The 16989-nt window shown below is 53.6% G+C and carries 12 protein-coding genes; 1 reads left to right on the top strand and 11 read right to left on the bottom strand.

Annotated features, from left to right (window positions below; all coding sequences use genetic code 11):
* Positions 1 to 11: 11 nt before the first annotated feature.
* From AC1DYQ_RS22790 to AC1DYQ_RS22780, 3 genes are all read right to left on the bottom strand, one after another.
* Positions 12 to 2018, bottom strand: a complete 2007-nt coding sequence (locus AC1DYQ_RS22790; protein WP_477688712.1) for an acyltransferase family protein — start codon at positions 2016 to 2018, stop codon at positions 12 to 14.
* A 107-nt stretch (positions 2019 to 2125) separates the two neighbouring features.
* Complete coding sequence (locus AC1DYQ_RS22785) at positions 2126 to 4147, bottom strand: acyltransferase family protein (RefSeq protein WP_477688711.1); 2022 nt, start codon at positions 4145 to 4147, stop codon at positions 2126 to 2128.
* Positions 4148 to 4210: 63 nt separating this feature from the next.
* On the bottom strand, positions 4211 to 6277 hold the full coding sequence (locus AC1DYQ_RS22780) for a TIGR04372 family glycosyltransferase (protein WP_477688710.1): 2067 nt from the start codon (positions 6275 to 6277) through the stop codon (positions 4211 to 4213).
* Positions 6278 to 6463: 186 nt separating this feature from the next.
* Here AC1DYQ_RS22780 and AC1DYQ_RS22775 point away from each other — a divergent pair, with 186 nt between their 5' ends.
* Positions 6464 to 7516, top strand: coding sequence for an acyltransferase family protein (locus tag AC1DYQ_RS22775; RefSeq protein WP_477688709.1), 1053 nt, complete (start codon positions 6464 to 6466; stop codon positions 7514 to 7516).
* 162 nt (positions 7517 to 7678) lie between these two features.
* Here the strand turns inward: AC1DYQ_RS22775 and AC1DYQ_RS22770 are convergent, their stop codons facing one another.
* From AC1DYQ_RS22770 to AC1DYQ_RS22735, 8 genes are all read right to left on the bottom strand, one after another.
* Positions 7679 to 8389 (bottom strand): nucleotidyltransferase family protein, encoded by a 711-nt coding sequence (locus AC1DYQ_RS22770; protein WP_477688708.1) that lies wholly within the window; start codon positions 8387 to 8389, stop codon positions 7679 to 7681.
* Positions 8386 to 9849 carry a PfkB family carbohydrate kinase gene (locus tag AC1DYQ_RS22765; protein ID WP_477688707.1) on the bottom strand — a complete coding sequence of 488 codons (1464 nt, stop codon included), beginning with the start codon at positions 9847 to 9849 and terminating at the stop codon, positions 8386 to 8388. The genes AC1DYQ_RS22770 and AC1DYQ_RS22765 overlap by 4 nt, the downstream gene beginning before the upstream one ends.
* 36 nt (positions 9850 to 9885) lie before the next feature.
* Positions 9886 to 11757 (bottom strand): TIGR04372 family glycosyltransferase, encoded by a 1872-nt coding sequence (locus tag AC1DYQ_RS22760; protein ID WP_477688706.1) that lies wholly within the window; start codon positions 11755 to 11757, stop codon positions 9886 to 9888.
* Complete coding sequence (locus AC1DYQ_RS22755) at positions 11750 to 12283, bottom strand: WbuC family cupin fold metalloprotein (RefSeq protein ID WP_477688705.1); 534 nt, start codon at positions 12281 to 12283, stop codon at positions 11750 to 11752. The genes AC1DYQ_RS22760 and AC1DYQ_RS22755 overlap by 8 nt, the downstream gene beginning before the upstream one ends.
* Complete coding sequence (locus AC1DYQ_RS22750; RefSeq protein WP_477688704.1) at positions 12280 to 13500, bottom strand: methyltransferase domain-containing protein; 1221 nt, start codon at positions 13498 to 13500, stop codon at positions 12280 to 12282. The genes AC1DYQ_RS22755 and AC1DYQ_RS22750 overlap by 4 nt, the downstream gene beginning before the upstream one ends.
* A gap of 24 nt (positions 13501 to 13524) precedes the next feature.
* On the bottom strand, positions 13525 to 14793 hold the full coding sequence (locus AC1DYQ_RS22745; protein WP_477688703.1) for a methyltransferase domain-containing protein: 1269 nt from the start codon (positions 14791 to 14793) through the stop codon (positions 13525 to 13527).
* 25 nt (positions 14794 to 14818) lie between these two features.
* The gene (locus tag AC1DYQ_RS22740) at positions 14819 to 15556 is read right to left on the bottom strand and encodes an SDR family NAD(P)-dependent oxidoreductase (RefSeq protein ID WP_477688702.1); all 738 of its coding nucleotides are present in this window, start codon (positions 15554 to 15556) and stop codon (positions 14819 to 14821) included.
* A 36-nt stretch (positions 15557 to 15592) separates the two neighbouring features.
* Positions 15593 to 16989: acyltransferase family protein (locus AC1DYQ_RS22735; protein ID WP_477688701.1), on the bottom strand; the 1397-nt coding region annotated here is incomplete at its 5' end.

Here is a 16989-nt window from a genome sequence, read left to right as displayed (position 1 = left end):
GTGACGAAATTCTATTTAATACCTTGCAACAGCTCGGGCAATACTTTGTTCGCAAGATAGGTTGAGCCTTCTACAGTCATGTGCCCACCATCAAATGCGGTCAGCTTGGCACCATCTTCTCCAATTCTCGCGAGGCAGCCGTTCGCATCACACATCGCATTCCRGGCCGACACATATCGAACCCCCACCTTTTCTGCGAGCAACCGCATTTGCTCATCCTGGCCAATATTGTTCAAGCGATAGGTTGTTCGTTCTGGGATCAACGTGAAGCGGTGCTCATAGTAATAGTCGATCACGTTGGCCGAAAGACCGTCACCACTCCCGCCCCCCCATCCGGGGACCGGGCCGAGCAGCACAACCTTGATGGAAGCCGCATTGAGCTCTTTAATCGTTTCTCTGAGACCCTTCTCGATGCTCTCCGGGCTGTAAGCCCAATTTGAATGCAGTATGACTAATTCGGGGCGTAATTCTTTGATCCGCTTGAGAACGAAGTCGTTGTTGCCTTTGCAGAAGGCCCTGTCCGCGTGGACGAATCCAAGCGCTGGCGGACATGCTGACGAAGTAAATTCAGCGACTTCAAAGCCTTGTAAATCACCAAAATGCTTTAACCCTGGGTATTGCGCTGCCGCATACGAGTCACCCCACAGGAAAAGTAGCGGCTTACGCCCTGATCCCGCGCAGCCCTGCGTAAATGCTTCGGCCCCTTGATCGGGTAACAGCAGGCATTCACCTCTGCGCCAGAATTTGCTGGTTTCTTCGCCGGTGAGCAGGAACCCTTGCAAGGCCTTGGGGAGACGACTCGGCACGCCGTCGGCTCTGTAGATGGCCGCACCGGCAATAAAAATGCCCACCATCAGAAGCAGCGAAGGCAGGACTGCATATTTCCGGGCCGCACCGAAACGCAATGGTTTTTCAACACAGACATAGGTAAGGAAGGCCAAGCCGAAGCTGAGGAGGATGGCCAATGCCATGTTCAGGCGAGACACGCCTTCGGGCAGAAGAATGTGTGCATACGCAAAGATTGGGAAATGCCAGAGATAGAGGGGGTAGCTGATCAGGCCGACGAACACCATGGGCCTGGAGCCGAGAAACTTCTGGTTCAAGGTGGCATTGCTGCAGGCGATCAATAAGACGGCCGCTACTACAGGGAACAAAGCGTAGTACCCAGGGTAACGAAGCGATGGCGTGAACCTAAAAGCTGCGTAACCAATCAGCAAAAATGCGAATCCGGCACCGAGATTTTGCAGCGTCTCTTTACGCGGCATTTCGCCGGGCGTGTAGATTACCAAATGCAGCACCAGTTTCACGCGAATCATCCATTGCTGCATCCGCGTGCTTTGACGATAGGCGGCAATGAGGATTGCCAGCCAAGAGCCAGCCAGCAACTCCCAAGCGCGAGAAGTGGGCAGGTAAAAGCCACGGTCAATGTTGTGGCGCATGCAGTAAATGCAGACCACAAAGGAAAGGCCTGACAGCAAAGCACAAGCTGTCAGCACATTCAATCTGAAGCGATGAACGAACAATAGAATTAGCGGCCAGAAAATGTAGTACTGCTCTTCTATGCCCAGCGACCACAGATGAAGCAGCGGTTTTTTCAGTGCAGCAACGTCGAAGTATCCAACTTCATTCAGCAGCACAAGATTCTGAACGAATGCCGCTGACCCTGCCACGTTAAGGCCCAGTGACTTGAATTCTTTTACCGGAAACAAGAACCAGCCGGCAACAAGCGTTGCCAGTATGACAAGAATTAACGCGGGAAAAATTCTCCTGATGCGCTTTGCGTAAAACGCAGAAAGCGAAAAGGTTCTGTCCTGAGTCTGCTTAAAAATAATCTCAGTTATCAGATAGCCGGAAATGACGAAGAAGATGTCGACGCCAATAAATCCACCCTTAATGCGGTTGGGGAAGGCGTGAAAGGCGATGACAAGGAGGACGGCAATTGCACGAAGCCCGTCAATATCGGGGCGATATTTGTGCTCGCTGCGAGGATCAGCCAGCGACTGAGTGTGCGCGTTCAAAAGTTCATCTCCATATAGTTAAAAATATGTGGGCGTTCGCTGAGCCCTAGGTCTTTTAAGCAGCACGGGTTATTTGAGATGCTTGGCCACAGCGGGGGAAATCGATTTCAATTCTTGACGTCGCCTATTCCTTTTAAGATCAATGGCTTGAGTAAGTTCTCGGCGAGATAAGTCGAAGCGAAGGGACGCAGATGAGCATCATCAAAAGTTATCAAGCCCTCGCGCCTGTTGTCTCCCAAGTACGTCATGCATCCCTCGGTATTACAGAAAAAATCGAATAGGTTGATGTAGTCAAATTCGTCGTCTGGTCTTACTTGAGCTCTGAATTTCAAGTCAAGGTTAAGCAAAATCATGTCTTGGTGTCCAACAATCCTTTTTGGTGTTTGGGTCCAGTAATTTCGCATGATGGTTTTATATAGATACGGCTTCCAGTGCGGAAGCGAGCCCATTACTAAAACTTTTTTCACTCCTGATTTTTTTAGCTTCTCCGCAAGTTGACGTATGTAATTAATGTCAAATGAGTTATTTGAAGCCAGTACCACGACATCTGGTGGGTCTCGCTCGACCAGTTGTATGGCTGAGTAATTGGACATCGCGCAGTGATCAATTTCAAGACGATCCATAACGACGGGGCCATTGATACACCCTGAGCTAAAAATCAACAAAGTGCTTATGTCTTTTGGAAGGCTCTTTTCCAGCCCGTAATATAGATGCGCGGCATGTGAATCGCCCCAGATTAAAACGGATTTCTTAGTATGTTTTGTATAGCACTCGGCATTGATACTTGGCCGCGGTGTGTTATCGCCCCATCCCTTGATGTAGTTATATCGGTTGCATTGATTTTGAGCTATGTCTTGCCGCTCCAGAGTGAACTGATTGCCATCATATAAATAGCCTTCGAAATACGCTGCATAGTCATTCTTGTCTTTCATGCGAAACCGCATGCCATCTTGGGTTGCGTCATAAAGCCCAAACATCCCCACGCAAGTCATAAGAATTAGCAGGATTACGGCGCTGCGCTTGCGACGATTACCAAATCTGATTGGCCTCTCAACCAACACATAGGTAAGCCAAGCTAGAACAACACTGAACAGTACGATTGCGGATCGAATAAGGCCAGAGGGGACCTGATCACCCATGTATCGCTCGAATGCAAGAAGCGGCCAGTGCCACAGATACAGCGGGTAACTGATCAATCCAATGAATACGACCCACCGATTTGAAAGTATGGTCTGCGCTATCGATGTGTATGGGCCGGAAAAAATAAGAAGCCACGTACCGATGACTGGCAACACTGCCCACTTCCCCGGGAACCGCGCGCCAGCGGGCATAAAAACAATTGTCGCGAATATGCACGCCACGCCCAGTACTGAAGCCACTTCACGTAGGCTTGACCGTGAGTTCAAATAGCCCTGCTGATAGATGATCGCATCGAGTCGTCTTGAAATACTTATTTCCCATTTCTTAAGAAATGGATTGTTTTTTGCTATTAATACTGCCAGCATTCCACCGGAGAGCAGTTCCCAGAATCGTGTCAGCGGTGAAAAGAAAGCTGCTACTTGGCGTGATTCGGTGGTCCTGATATTCAGACAGAACGAAGCGGTCAGAAAAATCAGACAGAAGGTTCCAATGTTGAACTTTCCCCGCCAAGCGAGCAGCATCAATACAGGCCAGATCAGATAAAACTGCTCTTCTACTCCGAGAGACCAGAGGTGAAGCAGGATTTTGCTATCTGCAGCTGAATCAAAGTATCCCGCCTCAGACCAGAACATGAAGTTGGAGATAAAGGCGGCACCACCGGCAATGTGTTTGCCAAGCTGTTTGTATTCGTCGGGAAACAATACAAACCATCCCGCAGCCAAAGAGGCAATCATCACCGTCAGTAGCGCTGGAAATAACCTATTGATACGCCGTACATAAAAGCGCCCCAGACTAAAGTTACCTTCACTGATCTCGGCAAAAACTATCGACGTAATGAGAAACCCGGAAATGACAAAAAAGACGTCTACACCTATGAACCCGTTGGGAACCAGCTTTGGGAAAGCGTGGTAGAGCACAACAAGGACTACGGCAAATGCTCGAATGCCGTCTATATCCGCGCGATAGACGTGGGTGGCGGAATTTCTCATGCTAAGTGATACATGTATCTTGGGGTACGTGTCCGCTGGTATCGAGAGCGGCGGCGATCACGATCAATCAAGAAAGCTATTCCTGTACTTTTCAAGGAAATATGCGCTCGGCAAGGAGCTGCCATAGAAGCCTGGGACTTCGACTTGCGCCTTCCAGTTATCAATCTCGGAAGCAGTGAGCAAATGTGATGCGCTACCCGTCGGGGTCGTCAAGTCCAGAACTTCTTTAACGGTCTCAAGGATTTCATCCGAGCTACTCTCGCTGACCTGAAGCCCTGCGTGTGCCAGTGTTTCGAAGGTGGGGAATGACCAACGCCATTTTTCTGACGTTACCTCGCGTTGGGTCAACAGGCGCCCCTCGCGCGTATGTACCGGCTTGAGGGCAAATCGGGTGTCTTTGGACCACAGCAAGCCGACTGAGCTGATGGCGTTGACCATAGCGGTCGGGATGCCAAAGCTCGAGGCGACATAGGCAAATCCGGAAGTAGTGCCGATGAACATCCTGGCGTGCCGCACCAAATGGATGTCCATTTCGGGGCTTTGGCCTGGGTCGCGCGCGTAGTCGATCACACGTTCCATTTTTGGCAAAGGTGCTGCCTTCGGGCTGCCCATCCGCAAGACCCAGCCGCCCTGGCTGGTGATGTAGCGGATTGCCGATTCGTAATTGTCGAAGGACGTATTCCGGATGGATTCTCCTGCCCCCTGGGTGTCTCCTCGGGTGGCTGCATCGCGCATGTGCAGGCAAACGAACCAGTCGGTGGGTCCCAATCCCCATTGACGCTTTAGTGCATGAAATTTTTCTTCGAGCCCAGGGTTGCTCAATGCGCGCCGGTCATAGATGTCACGCAGAGGAAAGCCTCTGTCCTGCGCATCCCAGGTTTCCACGGCAAGCCCACCTGCGTCGTTCCAGTACATGGCTCGCCCATCATCGAACTCGAAAATTTGGTGGGAAACACTCAGGAATGGCGTGAGGCTGGCCAGCTCACGCCAGACATTCGAATCCACGTTATCGCCAAGGATGACTGTGGGGCAGATTTCTGAAAAGAGGTCAAGAAATGGGCGGTTGGCGATTCTGTCTTTGTAGGCAAGCAATAAGGGCTTGCCTTTCCACCAGTTCATCTCGCGCATCATGAGGTGCACGTTGAGGTGGCCGTTGTGGCCTATGAGTGCACTCCAGTCAGGGGAAAGAAGTTTGATTTCAGACAGATCTTCAATTCCCGCCTTAGCGAGCTCCCGGGCGAGGCCGGGGGACGGCTTCGGCAGTGCCGGCCTTAACCGTGCTTGTGAGGCAAGGCTGGCCTTGCATAACTGCGGCACAAGGTAGCCTTCGCCGCCGTGATAGGTGTGCAGCGTCAGGTGCCGAAGGGCGTAAAAGAGGCTGATCTCCTGAAGAGTTTCCCGGTCGGGAACATCTTCGGCAAAGCCTTCCCAATACTGACCTTTTGCATCCAGCTCATCGATTATTTCCTCGATGCCGTTTAACTTCAGCACACGGGCCACCGATCGCACCAGATCTTTGTCGCGAAAAAAGTACGCTACATATTGATTGATGTTGTCTGGCCTCTCGAATGGACGTTGGCTAGTTCGTCCTCGGTAGCAACGCTCCTCATAATCCGAATAGATCCGGTGCTCAAGCATGAGGATAAGCAGGCGCGTGAACTGGAAATCCACGGGTCCATCCGACCACTTGAATTTCGACAGACGCGCTATGGCATCCATGGAATAGCCAGACGCCAGGCGGTCAATATAGCTGGCGACGCGTTTTGTGAAAAAAGGCCTGGAATCGCGCCAGTCTATTTTGTCAAAGTGGCGTAAAAAATCTGACGTTTCGTCTAGCAGCAAGAGGAAGTAGGCAACTTCGTTGAAGTGCGTGACAAAGAAAGAATCTCGAAGCCACTTATCAAGATTGTCATGAAGCTTGTCGCCAAGGAAAAATTTGACGTGCTGATCGGCAAGGTTTTCAGAAAAGGTTTTTCTGAGCAGAACTGCAAAATAGAAAATACTGCGGCGCGGCAGAAAAATAAAAAAGAGAGCCGTCGTATTGAAGAACAGTTCTCTTGCTGCAGTCCTTACAAGCCGCCGTAAACGGTGTCGTGTAATCGCGAAACGCGGGGGCAATCCTATTTTCACTGTGAAATCCCTCCCGATTGGTTCTTTTGGGCCCCGACCATGGGTGCCGATGAAGGTTATTATCCATTAAGAGTATGTGCAGCCTCGCCCAGGTTTTTGGCCTGTGGATTCGCACCAATAGCGCATGTTTGTCACGCACGCGTTAAGACGCCGGTGGCATGCGCCCAAAGAAAATGACAAAAATAAATGATCACGCCGCCTAATTCAGTTGCTCAAACACTAAGTATTTTGGCGGGGCTGCGTTTCTTTTTTGCCATGTGGGTGTTGTTTGCGCATACCTACAACTTCGGCTTGCACTCGCGCGCTATGCCAGTTTTCTCACAGAGTGGGCTGATTGCGGTTTTATGTTTCTTCGCAATTTCCGGCTTCAGCATTCACCACTCGATCGCCCTCCAGCCTAAGGGCTACTATCGTCGCCGCTTCTGGAGAATTTTCCCGATACATATAACAGCGGTCACCCTTGCACTGGTCGACTATGCCGTCCTTGGGCATATATTTGACGGACATGGCAGAGAGTATCCATTGCCCGGGGTCTTCTTGTGGCTGCAGTACTACTTTTTGGTTCAGGTCTTTTTTTATCCACGGTATATCGATGTTCTTTTCCCGCTTTGGTCACTCTCAATCGAGATGATGTATTACGCTGTAGCCCCAGCGGTGAAGAAGTCGAGCGTAAATGGGCTCTTAATTTTTATAGCTGCGTCTTGCGTTCTTATCTTTGTGTGGCGTGCGCTCGGACTAAAGGATATTTCTTTTTCACCTTGGGGCTTTCAGTTAGCCGCTTTTGCATGGGCTTGGTTGACGGGTTGGCTCGCATACATAAGTCCGCGAAATAAAATAGCTGCCGCCTTGTGCATTTTCGCCGGCTTCGCATTTATCACCACGCAACCCGAGTCTTTTTGGCTGGTAAACAAACTCTCTATTGCTTCGACCTACATCGCGTGGATTTCGACCGTACTCGTACTGTTCTTTCCGCCCGAACTTCACTTGAAAGCTAGTGCTACCCGTGTACTGAATTACCTGGGTGACATCAGCTTTCCTTTGTATTTAATTCACTACCCGGTGCTTTTTGCTTTAACCAGCTCAGTTTTCAAGACGCACCCCGAGTGGAATCATGGCGTCGTGCATGTTGTGATTTCCTTGGCGGCTGCGGCTGTGGTTTATCACTTGATCGACAAACCTATTCGTAAGCTTGTGGGGCAGCGCAGGCCGGTGTCTTACGTCCAATCTCCTCGCAGCTAGTCATTCCAATAGAAGCAATCGCGCGACCTGCCAAGATGGTTGTCCATGATCTGCAGAGCTTATTTGATAGTCGCCACTCTTGGCTCGCACCTGCAATCCCGAGCTACGGTGTTGATCTGCGAATTTAAATAGATGAGCGGAGATCTCCCGCCAGTACTTAATTCACTTGTATCCGATTGCGGGGAGCTCCAACTCTGCCAGCCTAAGACTCTCCAAATTACCAATGTCACGGTGGTAAACCGCGTTGTGATATGTCCAGGTTCTGCCTATGTATTTCGGGAGAATCTCTGTGCTCATGTCGATGAAGGCCTGATCTGTTGCCGCCATGTCGTCAACGACTTCGCGCTCCAGAATGTAGACGGCAGCGTTTGCACGGTTGCCTGGCGGGTTGGCCACCTTCTCGTGAAAGCCGACGACTATGCCGTCTTTCTCTTCCACAATGCCGCAAGTCTGGGGTGCATCGGTGTCAAAAGTCATCATGGTGATGGGGCAAGTTGCAGGGCGATTCTGATGCGCTGCAATGAATGCCGGCACGTCAAACAACGTGAGGTTGTCCGCGTGCGCAACCAGCGTAGGGCCATCATCCATCCATGCGCGGTTTTGCCACAGTGTGCCGGCGGTGCCAAGCAAGGTGGGCTCATAGACCAGGTCGATCTTGTCCTTCCACGGCGACTGGGCAACGTGCTCGACGACCCGCTCTGACAGGTAATGCGTATTGACGAGAACGCGTTCGATATCGTCGTTTGCGAAGAGCCTGTCGAGCCAGATGGCCAGCAGCGGTTTGCCCAGGATAGGCACAAGACACTTTGGAATCGTGTTGGTCAGTGGCCGCAGCCTTGTGCCAAAGCCCGCCGATAGCAATACCGCCTTCACGCCTCAAGCTCCTCGATGATTTCAGTTGCCGACAGCGGGCGATTGCCTACGCGCCCGACCTGGCAAGCTGCCGCTATCGAGCCAAGAAACGCCGCCTGCCAGATGTTGGCCCCGGCAACCAGAGCCATGGCCGTGCAGGTGAGCATCGAGTCGCCTGCACCAGCAACGTCTTTGGGGCTCAGGTTCATGGCCGGCAAGGCATCGGTGATGATCTTGTGGCTGGGCGCCTTGGGGCTGTGTACAAAAGCGCCTTCAGAACCGAGCGTGATGAATGAATACTGGCAGCGAGCTTTTTGCGCGAGCTTTTCGGCCAGGACGACCAGGCCTGACGTGGAGTCACCCAATGCAAGCCGGACTTCGTGCTCGGTGGGGGTGACCAGCGTCATGCCCTTGAACCGCGTGATGTCTCCCACTTGCGACGACGACTGGCTGTCGGCAAACATGGGCACCTTGTGCTGGTTGCACAGCTCGGCAATCTGGTCGACCAGCGACTGCGGCAGGCAGCCATAGTTGAAGTCTGAAAAAATGACCAGGCTGGTGTTTTTGATAATGCCCCGGATTTTGTCGAGCATCCCGGCGCCGATTTCGTCTGAAATCTCATGCTGCTTCAATTCGCTGACCCGCAACAACGTCTTGCCCTTGGCGCGGTAGCGCTGCTTGAGGGTTGTCGGCCGGCTGTGGTCTGTCATCAGCTCGGCAGTGACGCCGTAATGCTGGAGGCGATCTTTGGCGAACTCTGCTGACGCATCATTGCCGCAGACTGTGATGTATCGAACATTGGCGCCTAGACCTTTGGCGTGCGCTGCAACAATGCCTGCCCCGCCTATGAACTTGTCACGGCTGATGGGGGTGACCACAATGGTAGGGTCTTCCTGTGACATGCCCAGTGGGTCGCAATTGATGTATTCATCAACAATCAGGTCACCGATCACCACCACATTGAGTTTGTTGAATGCGCGGACGGTATCGCTCAATCGAGCGGAATCTATTTCATGCCGCTTGAGGTAGTCGCGCGGCTTCAGAATCGATTTGAAGGCGAGCTCATTGCCTTCGCGGCGCAGCAGGTCAATGGATGAAAAGCGCATTTCTCCCGATGAGAAAATGAGCTCACCGCCGTACTGGTCGAGAATGGCCTTTTCGGGGTTGTCGGCACCCTTGTGTTCCTGGCCCTTGACGACCACGGCTGGTTTGACGTGTTTGATAAACGCCTCGGGCGTTTCGTCCAGCACAAAGGCATGCTTGACTACAGAGATGGACTGCAGGCTTTGCAGCCTGATATCTGCGGGGATGACCACGCTGCTCTCGGCATCAGACCGGATGCCGACGATCAAAATGTCGCCGCAATCGGCCGCAAAATTCAGCAGGCGCAAGTGGCCCGGATGAAGGATGTTGAAATCTCCCCAGACGAAGACCAGCGACTTGCCTTCTGTTTTAAGCGCTTCAAAGGTTTTGTAGTTCATTGTTTTCAACCATATTTGAGGGTGTACTTTGTGATTTCAGTGCGGCCGCAATAGCTCAGGGTGCTTGTCCAGATAGCGCCTGCTTGGCGTGGCGCTTCCCCATAGCCATGGGGGTACACCCAGGTCATGCATGGGGTTCTCGGCTGGGTCCGGTGTCATGGCTTGGGCCTGGACACGGGCCAGCATTTCTTCCGTCGCAACCAGGATATCTTCTGATGTATTTGCACGCGGATAGATGCCTTCAGCGGCCATGCTGCGCGCGTTGAACATGCTGGCGCGTAATTTGGGTGCAAAGGTCTCGCGGTAATTCAAGAATCGCCGCTGTTGTATCGACCAGAATGGCTTGAGCACAAACATGACACGATTGTTCCACGATTGCGCGTAGTTGGAGACACAGTTGACCAACAGTGTCGGCGTGTGAAAAGAAACGACAGCGTTTGTCGGACCAGACGTGGTGCCCAGAAAAAACCGGCATTGAGACCAAATAAATACGTCGAATTTTTTGCTTCTTTGGGTGCTGTGCGCAACATCAATAACCTGGGGCATCGCTTTAAGTTTTGGCATGGACGGGTCACCCATCCTCAAAACCCACCCACCATGCTTGACGATGGCGTCTATGGCGGGCAGGTAGCTGCTTAGGGGGGCATTGCGGTGCTTTTGGATAAAGCCCAACCCCTCGCCATAGAAGCCGCTGGATCTGGCATGCAGCACCACAAACCACGCGTCAGATGGCACGCCTATGGCAGCAAGTTTGGCACGCCCATATTGCAGGATTTCCTCAGACGCCGATATGAGCGAGCCCAGCTGCCGCTTGTCCCATTCAACGAAAGCCTGTGCCGCAGCGTCCGACCAGTCAACTACCTTGCCGTCATCTTGCACGTAGCAATTGAACTGCTCGCCACATGCGCGCTGGTAGGGAAAGAGCTTCGCAACCAGGGCTTTGTCCCGGATGATCAGGAAATGCTTCGTCCAGCAGTCCAGGAAGGCTTGGTTGACCACCTTGTCGTCCGGGGCCAGCAGCACCCAGTTGACGTCGGGCCGCATGCCGAGTCTGGACATCTTGATCAATGCATCGAGCATGCCCAGGTGACCGATCTGCGTGACCCATTCATACGGCACGATGCGTATGGGCTTGGCGGCCTGGTAGCCCTCATGGGCTTCAATCGACGACACCAGCGATTCGGGCAGGGGATAACGCTCGCAGAGTTTTTTCTGGAGCTTCATTGCCATGCCAAACATTTCGAGTCCCCGGACGGCATCCCCGATGTTGACGAGCAATTGCCCTAGCAAATGGTAGGCGTCATACAAATGGATTTCCGGATCACCGGCAAGGTCCAGCGGTTCCGGCTTCCAAAGCAGTCGGTCGTACTTGGCTGCCATGTTTTGATGCGCCATAGCGCAAGCCGGTTGGAGCTGAATCGCTTCGAGTATTCTCTGACCAGCAACCTCAGATTCACCTGCGCTGAGGTGAGCCAAAGCTAATTGATAGCGGACGTCCCCATCGTCGTAAATCTCATTCGCAAACTTCAAGAGAATCAAACGGTTCTGGCGTGAGTCTCTTGTGTCGGTGATAAGTTCGACGCGTGCCAAGCCGGCCGCAACGGCGGTGACAAGCGGTGGGCGAATGCCGGCAGCTTCTTTCAAGCATGTAACTGCGGCTGAAATATCGCCATCGACATGGAGTCTTTTCACCCCCACGACCAACAGTTGGAGCCGTTTCCAAGGAAAAAGCAAAACTGCGGCGATGGTCAGCGCCAGGCTGTAGAGGTGCGCGAGAATGCGCACTCTGACAGTAACTATGGGAAGCTCGCGCCTATAGTATTTAAGTATCTGCGGTACGGAATTGCTGACAAGATCCCGAAACCAGGCGGCCCCCAATATTGCACGGGCGATCTTCCTCTTAGGCATTCCTTGCAATCCATTCGCTGATTTGCTGATCCAGTCGCGCCTGGTAGGTGGCAATGCCTTCACCTCCCTCTTTGGGCGCAAAAGCCGCGTACTCTGTTCCGTTGGCTACAAAGGGGCCGTTGGTGACTTCATGGAATGTGATCCGGTCTGAGCGGACGACGATGGTGTGGAATAACTCGGCTTCCAGTCGGTAGTAAAAGGCGTGCTCCCGGGCAAACCGGATGACTTTACGAATATCGCCGTTGTCTTCAAAGACAACGATGTCAGCGGCACCGTCAATCAGATGAAAAGACTCGCACTTGTTCTTGTGGCGGTGTGGTGCAATGTACGAGCCTTCACGGATGACAATGATCATCTCCTGAATGGCGGCCGAACTGTCTTTGTGCGCGCATATTCTTGCCCGCTTCTTGGGGCTGGTGTCTGCCAGGCGGTTCACCGCATTCAGCGCCGCCTGTTCCAGACCTATGATTTCATCGGTGCAGACCAGCACCTCAGCAGACTTTTCAAATAGGCCATTCGTACTCATGTGGATCCCCTGCTTGTTTTAAAAATAGGCCGAATTTCTCCGCCGTGCTCGAAATAGTCAGGTATGGCTCGTCTGACGCTGGCTTCACTGGCCGGATTCAAGCTCGACAAGCATAGCGTGACACCAGAGGCGGCCAAGTCAGATGACGGCTTGACCTGCAGTTGGGTACCCGCAAGGTACATGCCGCCCTTGACCGGATTGTCGTCGGCGACAAATTCGATCAAATCGCCCAGACCGTAAAAGTTGATGTACTTGACCGCGTGGTGGCCTGCGCCAAAAACAGCGATTTTTCCGCCGCCCTGTTGGACGGCCAGCAAGTCCTGCCGCAGTGCGACCCTGGCAGCGACGAAGCTGCTGTTGAAGTCTTCCAGCTCCTGGGCCGGATTGACAGAATCTATCGGCTTGACCGGCGCCGAAACCGCGGCAGGCTGTGGCGGCTGGCCCACCTGCAGGATGGCGACCATGGCGTCTTCGTAAGCATAGGGGTAGCTGTTCAAGCTGACGACACTGCAGCCTGCAAGCGACGCCAGTTTGAACAGGGTGCCTGAGGTGAAGTAGGTGAAATGGTCTTCCCAGACGAGGGCGTGGTTTTCAAACGCCAGCATTTTGGTGACGTCTGGCACTTCGACCAGGATGTAGCCACCGGGTTTGACGGCACGTTTCAGGGCGTGCAAAAAAGCCAGGGCGGATTCAGCGTGCTCCAGAATGAATCTGGCGCAAACCAGATCCACCAGGCCATGCTGCTGAACCCATTGGCCTATGTGGGCGGGGTCTGAGAAAAAACCTTGCAGCGTTTCCAGGCCGGGCTCCGCGGCCCCGGCTGGCGGTTTTGGATGTTCAAGGCGTAGCGCCGCAGGGCATCCCTGAGCCTGGAGCAAGCCCAGAAGATCCAGATCGATGTACGACAACCCGGCGAGTCTGCTGTGCGGGTTGACCACGCCGAGCGACCTGAGGGTTTCGACCACGTCTGGCAAATGCGTGCTGGGCTCGCGAAAGCGCAGCGCCGGCGCCTTGCCCTGCAACGCGGAGACCGGAAACCGGTCGACCAGCTGGATGGCAAGGCACTGCTTGCAATAGCCCAGGCTCAGTGCGTGGCGTGCCGCTGGCGCCTGGGCATCAGGCACTGCAGCAAACCGGGTAGAGAGCGGCTGGAGGCCGAAACTCAGGCTTCGTTCAAGGTCCGCATGGCCGCAGACGGTGCAATGAATGGAGGCCATCGAAGTATTGCAACGCTGGTTCCGTCAGGCGTTCAGGAAATGGTCCAGATTGCTCGCATCGACCGTCATGGGCACAGGCAGCGGAATCACAAACGTACCGCCGGCTTCGACATAGTTGCGATTGCGCTTGATGATGGGCTTTGCATAGACCCAAGCCAGGATGACGATGGCCTTTGGCTTTCGCGACAGGATTTCTTCAGAAGGCGAAACCTCGATATGCGCGCCCGGGCTGACGGTGCCGTACTTGATGGCGTTATCGTCATAAATGCGGTCCAGGACGCCTTCGAGCTCATAGTTGTATAGCAGGGTGGTGGTGGTCGTCGATGCGCCGTAACCCGCAACCTTGCTCATGTCGGCAGACAACTTGCGAATGAGCGCCAGCGTGCTGTTTTTACAATCGACGATTTTTTGCGCGTAGCGGTGATATGTTTCGATCTGGTCGTAGTGCTGTGCAATTTCGTCGGCCATCAGCTTGTCAAGAGCCGCCGTGCGCGGGCGTTTGCCGGTGCTCTTGGGCTGTGCAAAAGCGCGAATCGAACCGCCCTTGGTCGGGACGCGCTCGACGTCGAACAGACTCAGGTCGAGGGAGTTGAAGAATTTTTCGAGCGGGTTGAGCGTGTGATACGAAACGTGCTCGTGGTAGATGGTGTCGAAGACCATGTTTTCGACCATGTCGGGCAGGTACGACACCTCGAAAACGAAGACACCGTCGTCGCTCAGCACATTGCGGATGCCTTTGGTGATGTCCCGCAGGTTGTCTGCATGGGCATAGACGTTATTGGCGCACACAAGGCCAGCCTGGCCTTTATCAGCCTTGATTTTTTGCGACAGGTCGAAAGTGAAGAAGTCGCCAATCGTGGGCACGCCGCGTTTGTTGGCATGGCCGGCAACGGCGGAAGATGCATCGATACCCTGCACCGTATGACCCAGTGCCTGAAACTCGCCGAGCAATGATCCGTCGTTGCTGCCGATTTCCATAACAAAGACGGGCTTGTCGATGCCGAGCTTCGACACGACATGCGCCGCGTATTTTTTAAAGTGCTCGACCAGGCCGAGAGAATGCGAGGTCTGGTAGGTGTAGTTACCGAAGAGAATCTTCGGGTCGACGACGTCGAGGTTCTGAAGATGCGCGCACGTCTCGCAGATGTAGACGTCGAGCGGGAAGAGCTCCTGCTCCGAATTCTTGTCTTTGACGAAAGCGTCGCCGATCGGCGAAGGCTTCATGGGGATCGCCAGTTTGAGCGCAGTCGAATCGCAAAGCCGGCAGTTTGTTCTGCGGTGATAGTTAGCCATTTTATGTATCCCTTAAACGTTAATCTTACGCAATCTCTTCCGGCCAGACGGTGGACACACCACCGTCGACATAAATAATCTGCCCATTCACAAAAGACGCCTGCTCGCTTCCCAGGAATCTGAGCACATTGGCGCATTCATCGGCCAGGGGCATTCTTCCCAGCGGGACCAATTTACGGTATTTGGCGAGTGTTTTTTCATCACCCAGGTACACGTGCTTGGATTCGTCTTTCAGGTAGGTGAGGGGCGAAATGGCGTTGGACCGTATGCCCCTGGTTCCCAGCGTGACGGCATAGTATCTGATAAGCGCATTCAAACCCGCCTTCACCACGTGGTACGACGAGGGCTGTGACGAACCGACATAGTCGGCATACACCGAACTGACCGTCACGATGGCTTTGTCGCCGGTTTCCGCAAATTGCGGAACGAATGCCTCGACCAGTATTTCGGTTGCAGACACCGCCACAAACAACTCGTTCGCCAGGTTTCTTTCAGCGCCGCGGTAGCGTTGGCAAAAAACCAGATAAGACGGGCGGCCGGTTTGGCGAACGATGTCGTTAACCAATGCGCCGGCGCTTTCCGCCGTGATGGTGGAAAGGTCTGCACTGTAATGCTTGAAGCCCTTTTTCTCGTCCACAAAGAGGGGCTTGTTTCTTGAAACAATGGCGACCTGGAATCCATCGTCCCGATAACGGTTGGCAATGACCTTGCCAAGGCCGGAACTACCGCCTATGACTACGACGCTCTTTGGGTTTGACGGCATATTCAACTTTCAATAATTAATAACAGGCACAGCATGTCAATGCCTGACCAGGCTTTCGACCACAGGTGCCAGCGCCCGGTCGACAACAAAGGCTGCTCCTGCCGCAGTGAGGTGACCGTAGTCCCACACGACGAGGTCTGTCTGGAGGTCTGGGCCTACTCGCGTAAGGCATCCGTTGCTATCACAAAGTATTTTGACCAATGAGGCGTAGGTGAAACCGGTAGGCAGCTGAATCTTCTGCAGGGTTTTATCCGTTTCCAGCGACAGGGGATCGAGCTCAAGGGTCGTTCTTTCGGGGACTTCAAATCCCCTCGAAATAAATCTGCGGATCAATACATTGGGAAGGTCGGCTTTCCAGGTCGGCACCTGCCCAACGATGATGACTTTTTTGGCCTGCAGGCTGGCGATATACCTGAACTTGTCTGCCAGGTATTCTGAATATGAAGGCCAGTTGCCCTGATTTTTGAAGAAGACCGGCTCTGAAGCATGCAGCCAATGAGAGTCAATCAGCAGCACATCGGGCTTCACGGCAGGAACAGCTTCGAACGATTTCTTGCTGTAAGTCTGGCAGTCGGGGTCGGAGGCGTCATCACTGAACAAGGAGCAGGAGCCGGAACTCACCTGATAAAAGGTGTATCCCTTTTTGGCGGCCCATGGGCGTAGCCCCAGCGAAAGCGAGGCCGAGTGCGAATCACCGATAAGCATCAGCACCGGTGCGCTGGTTTGAGGCGTCTGCGCCGTAGGGAGGCAACCGTGACTGACAAAGAAATTGAAGTCTTTGCCAGGGGGTAGCTGAAAGCATTTACCGCCACTTACCGCTGTGTCGGTCAATGCTTGTCGTTTGGCGGCGTCCAGTTTTTCGATTTCTTTGGCGCTGGTTTCACGGGTTTGCAAGTACCGAAGTGTCGGGAAGCCGTTGGCCTTGTAATTTGCAAACGAAAAACCTGCGATGGCGAGCATGAGCAGAAGCAGGCCGACTGTTTTGCGGCGGGCGTGGGCGCCAAAGCGCAAGGGCGTTTCGATAAAGCGATAGGTCAGCCAGGACAGCACAACCGCTGCCAGCAAGCCGCCAGTGCGTACGGCCACGGAAGGCGTCTCACTGGCAAGGATGCGCAGGTACACCAGGATGACCCAGTGCCACAAATACAGCGGGTAGCTGATCTTGCCCACCCACACCATCAGCGGGTTGGCCAGCATCAGGCGGTTGAGCCAGGCGTGCGGCCCGGCCCAGATCAACAGTGCCGCGCCTAACGTGGGCGCCAGGGCCCAACTGCCCGGGAAGTGCGATTCACGGGTGATGCGCGACATTGCCACGACCAGGAAAAACGCACCCAGCCAGGCCTTGACATTGGAAAGCACCGCCGCTGGCTGAATCTGCACGCCATCGCGGTAAATCACCTTGGTGAGGAATCCTGCAACGCCGGCCTGTACCC

The sequence above is a fragment of the Polaromonas sp. P1_F4 genome, from assembly GCF_056405675.1.
This window is presented reverse-complemented; position numbering and strand designations above follow the sequence as displayed.

What these genes read in the sequence shown, in the direction of transcription:
- AC1DYQ_RS22785 (WP_477688711.1), bottom strand. Translation starts at nt 4,147, where the DNA reads ATGAGAAATTCCGCCACCCACGTCTATCGCGCGGATATAGACGGCATT.
- AC1DYQ_RS22775 (WP_477688709.1), top strand. Translation starts at nt 6,464, where the DNA reads ATGATCACGCCGCCTAATTCAGTTGCTCAAACACTAAGTATTTTGGCG.
- AC1DYQ_RS22765 (WP_477688707.1), bottom strand. Translation starts at nt 9,849, where the DNA reads ATGAACTACAAAACCTTTGAAGCGCTTAAAACAGAAGGCAAGTCGCTG.
- AC1DYQ_RS22760 (WP_477688706.1), bottom strand. Translation starts at nt 11,757, where the DNA reads ATGCCTAAGAGGAAGATCGCCCGTGCAATATTGGGGGCCGCCTGGTTT.
- AC1DYQ_RS22755 (WP_477688705.1), bottom strand. Translation starts at nt 12,283, where the DNA reads ATGAGTACGAATGGCCTATTTGAAAAGTCTGCTGAGGTGCTGGTCTGC.
- AC1DYQ_RS22750 (WP_477688704.1), bottom strand. Translation starts at nt 13,500, where the DNA reads ATGGCCTCCATTCATTGCACCGTCTGCGGCCATGCGGACCTTGAACGA.
- AC1DYQ_RS22745 (WP_477688703.1), bottom strand. Translation starts at nt 14,793, where the DNA reads ATGGCTAACTATCACCGCAGAACAAACTGCCGGCTTTGCGATTCGACT.
- AC1DYQ_RS22740 (WP_477688702.1), bottom strand. Translation starts at nt 15,556, where the DNA reads ATGCCGTCAAACCCAAAGAGCGTCGTAGTCATAGGCGGTAGTTCCGGC.